This window comes from Microcystis sp. LE19-10.1B, from assembly GCF_027530565.1.
GTDB classification, from domain to species: Bacteria; Cyanobacteriota; Cyanobacteriia; order Cyanobacteriales; family Microcystaceae; genus Microcystis; species Microcystis aeruginosa.
The window spans coordinates 1-4,454 of sequence record NZ_JAPZQM010000177.1; the positions used below are offsets into that span (position 1 = coordinate 1).

Below are 4,454 nucleotides of genomic sequence, written 5' to 3' on the forward strand. Positions count from 1 at the left end.
CCTTAAATGTATCTGGATACACGCCACACAAGCGTTTGAACTCTGTTGGCTTTAAAGTTTTTACTTGTTCGTAAGTCATCTTTCAATCTTAACTCTTGGACTATTTTATCCTATTTTGTCTAGACTTATGCAAGAGATCTATAGACATTAAAAACGCATTCGCTACCATCACCAAGAATAGCACGTCCTCGTCTTTTCCATTTCAGGTTTAGCTGATCGATTAGGTCTGGTGGCAATGAAAGCCAACCATTAAAACCTGTATCAACGATCGCATCTTGCGCGTAAATATTTCCTTCAGAGTCACAAGATCGAAAGTGAAATAATCGCCTCAAAATCCGCGTTAACGATTCCGGCGATCATACTAATCTCTTTGTCCGTCCACCAAATCGGCGAACATAGCGAGAACCGACTCGAACAATCCAGATTTGAGCATCTGGGTGACGGGCTTCGAGTCTATTGCAAGCAGATATTTCACGCGCATCAATTTCAAAGTCGCCAGTTTCAAGGTCAATTGCTACAATTTTGCCCTGATTACCCAATTCGACTTGTGGACGTATTTGAGTTTGATAAATCAGATCGCCACGCTGGGCAAATTCTTCTTTGCTATAGCGGGGTTGTCGGACTGTCATAGGATTGATCTTGTTGCAACTTTTGCCCCTCTATTTTAACCTAAACATCGGGAATCTTCGCTAACATTCCCCAACTGGGCCCACCAGAGCGGCATCGCATTTAGACCACAGCTTCAATCAATGGGCATGGTGCGTTCCCCAAAAATCGATCAGTGGAGCAGTAGGACTTGCATTAGCGAACGCACCCTACGGCTACCCACCAGCAAGCAGATTGGCGAGATGTTTGGTTTTAAGCCGCGCATTAGCGCTCAAATCTGTCAGGAATGGGTAAAAAGTCGATTTTTGGCAATTGTCGATCCCTCGAACCGGGCCCGGAAATATAAACTCTCTGGGCTATATGAAGAGTTGCTCAAGAGTTCATCTCAGCCCACGGTTATCCCTAGGTGGCAGCGATCAATAAAGTAGCTTAGAGTAGTAATAGTAAAAAACTCATCTTTGTGTACTTTGTGCCTTTGTGGTTGTTCAGCTAAGATACATAATTTTGGAGTGATTACAAAATGGAAAGTACATCAGTTAAGCTTTTTATTTCTTATTCCCACAGAGACGAGGCGCTCAGACAGCATTTAGATAAACACTTAGCTTCGCTGAAGCGGCAAAAAGTGATTGATTCCTGGCACGATCGCAAGCTTGAAGCTGGGATGGAATGGGCCAACAAAATTGATGAGAACCTGAACCAAGCTGACATTATCTTGCTGTTGATTAGTCCTGATTTTATTTACTCAAATTACTGCTCTGAAATTGAAATGGAACAGGCAATTAAACAGCATGATGCTGGTGAGGCGATAATAGTACCTATTATCCTAGAACCCTGCGACTGGAAATGGCTTGCTGTTAGTAAATACCAAGCTTTTCCCAAAGATGCCAAGCCGATCACAACTTGGAATAATGAAAACGAAGCTTTTTTGGACGTAATTCAAGGGATTCGTCTCGTCGCCGAACGTCTGTTTGAGCAGCGCCAGCAAAAATTTAAAGAGAAAAAAGCTGCACAAGATCAATATCTTAAGAAAGTTGAGGAGATTTTATCTTCTAATGGAGAAATTTCTATTCCAGCACAAGATACGCTAGATGAACTTCGAGAAGAGTTGAAATTGACTTCTGAAGAGGCTGAAGAATTACAAAACCGTGCTTTTGAGCCTTACAAAAAGTATAAAGAACATCTACAAAAATACGAGAAAACTTTTCTGAAGGTAATTCAAAAAGAATATCCTGTTAGTGATAAAACTAAAGCGGATTTGAAGCTTCGCCAAAGAGATTTAGGGATTAAACATGAGGATGCCGAGCAAATTGAACAATGGATTCTTGCTCAGGTAACAGTGGAAAGTCGAGAGCAAGTAAAAGCAGAAGAGTCTCAGATACATCCACAACCAGAGGCTTTTTTAAATAGCAGTGAAAACCCTTCCCAACTTCAACCAAAAACTGTAATATCTGCCGCAATATCTGCTGCTATCGATCCAATATTTTTAGAGCGTTGTCAACGAGAACTCGCTCGTTATATCGGACCAATGGCACAGTTTATTATGGCAGATATTCTTGCTGAACATTCACAAATAGAACGACCACAACTGGTTGAGTTACTATCTGGCGAAATTACCAATCCTGAAAAGGCAAAAGAATTTAAACAAAATCTATTATAACAAATGAATTAGTTTAATTTATTCACAACTGCGATTGCCTTTATTGTTCAGCCTTTTGATGGCAATTTCTAAGCTGGTTTTCATGCGCGTAAAAGCGTCAACTAAACGACCTACTTCGTCGTTATATTGTTTATCGAAATTAGCATCCATATCGCCTAAACTGACTGCTTCTGCAACTTTAGTTATTCGATTAATTGGTCGGACAACATACTGTTTCAGCCAGAGGTTTACCAGGAATATAGCTATCGCAAAAATCCCAGTAAAAACTCCTATGACGAGAAGAAAACGTTGATTGGCATTTTTATAAACTTGATCAGCAGGAACGTAAATAATCTTAGTCCCGATAACTTTGTTTAATTCCCAGCCAAATCCCTGATTGGCTTGATATATACCTTGTTTATATAAAACCTGTAATGATTGAGGAGACTTTTCTAGACTACTATGACAGCTTAAGCAGCTAACTTGAGTGATTTTAATAGGACGAGCAGCATAAAAGTTTTTTTGCCCATTGATCAACAGAAAACCTTGCGATATATTTTTTTCTCCCAATTGATCTTGCTGAGTTAATTGATCTATAATCTTTATCTCTTCTTCTGTTGCTTTATCCTTGATATTAGTTGGGTTAATCATAGCATCTTTATATGTATATTCTCCATAATGAGATTTATAGGATGTAGTAAAAATATCAAATACTTGACGTACAGCGTAGGAAGGAATAGTCTCTGATAAAAGTTGTTCTGGTGCTTGCTTCTGTAGCAGGGGAGTAACTCTGTCTTGGTTGTACTTGCGAACAGCGTCCATAGTTGAGATTAGAAGATTAGCGCGTGTGTTCATTTCATTCTCCACTGTGTTAAGGACAATACTATAAAAGACAACACTGCTGACAATAATCCCTCCCAAAAAAATTGTCAGCATTAGAGTGGTCAGTCTCTTGCTTAGATTCCAATCTTCCGGGATTAACTTAAAGATTTTCATTGTTTTGATCTTGGTCTCTAATTTGCGTTGGTGTTTGTTAATATATGAGGCTCTTCGTTACTTGTTATGGTTCGATAGGGGGGCATAAATCGACTAAATCCTTATCTGGCAAAAGACTTAATTGATTAGTTCGCTCTAGAGCAAAAACAATTGACAAAAATCGCTAAATGCCTTTCTATATAAGGGTTACATCCCTTATAACCCCCGTCCATTGCATAACACAAACCGAAGAGCCATATATGATCGCCACTCTTCAAGAAGAAGGGCTAATTCAAGTTTGAAGTACACCAGTACATGACTGATTGAAGAATACCTCAGATGGGATGCGATAGTCAAGGGATTTTTGGAGTCGATGGTTGATTAAATCCTTCACTCGGTCTACCTCGGCGTTGTCAGATAAAGAGATGAGAAGGCAAAATAGCAGGGATGATGTTAAGCGTATCTGTCTGAAAATGTATGTAAATCTGGACTTCCCCCGTATAAACATACTAGCTATGGCTAAAAGTCTTACAGAGCCTGAGTTAAAGCAATATAACACTAATGGACTACTGGACACAAAATCCTGAAGTCCTTACGCAGATAGGGTTTGAGGCAAAAATTTTCAAATTTGACCTTTCGACCATTATAGCTTGTTTCGGGGCAGAAAACCATCAAAAACATGGCTACAGAGGGAATCGCTGACTCTAGAGATTAATGACACCATCTGTTACAATAAGGTTAGCGATCACTATACAGCCAACTCTACGGAATCGCTCTACTCCAGATACAGTCAACGGTACAGCCATTTTCAAAGGGAAAATGTACCCAGTAGCCTCTTTTCAATTTTTTCTGAGAAGCGACCTGCAGTAAGGGTTTTGTTAATTTTTTAGTATTTCTGTATGGGGGAAGTCCAGTGATAAGACAGCAGCAGATGTGGTAATTTGATTCGCCGTGATTCCTTGTTTCGCTAGTTGCTTGACTAGCGGACTCAATATCTTTTGAAAAGCTGGCTTTAATTGATAGATAGTAATCACGGAATTTAGATCAACTTTTATAAATTTGAAAATTTTTGTCCAGAGATATGGAACTATAGAACCTGAGTGCCTGACACATCTTGTGTCAGGGGTAGCAGGTCAAGGACGACAGAGCAAAGAGTGAACACGGGAAAACCATATTCGGTCATAGTAATCGGAGAGAGCGTTCTTAGAAGAGAAACAGGGTTCTGGGTCAGAGTGGA

The 4,454-nt window shown here is 39.7% G+C and carries 3 protein-coding genes; 1 reads left to right on the plus strand and 2 read right to left on the minus strand.

Annotated elements, in window-relative coordinates:
• Nucleotides 1-356: 356 nt before the first annotated feature.
• A complete protein-coding gene (locus O9332_RS06270) occupies nt 357-629 on the minus strand; it encodes a hypothetical protein (RefSeq protein WP_002757090.1) in 273 nt (90 codons plus the stop codon).
• A gap of 497 nt (nt 630-1,126) precedes the next feature.
• Here O9332_RS06270 and O9332_RS06275 point away from each other — a divergent pair, with 497 nt between their 5' ends.
• Nucleotides 1,127-2,263: a toll/interleukin-1 receptor domain-containing protein gene (locus O9332_RS06275; RefSeq protein ID WP_002757091.1), complete on the plus strand. Its 1,137-nt coding sequence runs from the start codon at nt 1,127-1,129 to the stop codon at nt 2,261-2,263.
• Between the two features lie 18 nt (nt 2,264-2,281).
• Here O9332_RS06275 and O9332_RS06280 read toward each other — a convergent pair whose 3' ends face one another.
• Nucleotides 2,282-3,178 (minus strand): Tll0287-like domain-containing protein, encoded by an 897-nt coding sequence (locus O9332_RS06280; RefSeq protein WP_288024303.1) that lies wholly within the window; start codon nt 3,176-3,178, stop codon nt 2,282-2,284.
• Nucleotides 3,179-4,454: the final 1,276 nt, after the last annotated feature.

Excerpts from the sequence above, each read along its gene's own strand:
- O9332_RS06275 (WP_002757091.1), top strand. The coding sequence starts at position 1,127 with ATGGAAAGTACATCAGTTAAGCTTTTTATTTCTTATTCCCACAGAGAC.
- O9332_RS06270 (WP_002757090.1), bottom strand. The coding sequence starts at position 629 with ATGACAGTCCGACAACCCCGCTATAGCAAAGAAGAATTTGCCCAGCGT.
- O9332_RS06280 (WP_288024303.1), bottom strand. The coding sequence starts at position 3,178 with ATGCTGACAATTTTTTTGGGAGGGATTATTGTCAGCAGTGTTGTCTTT.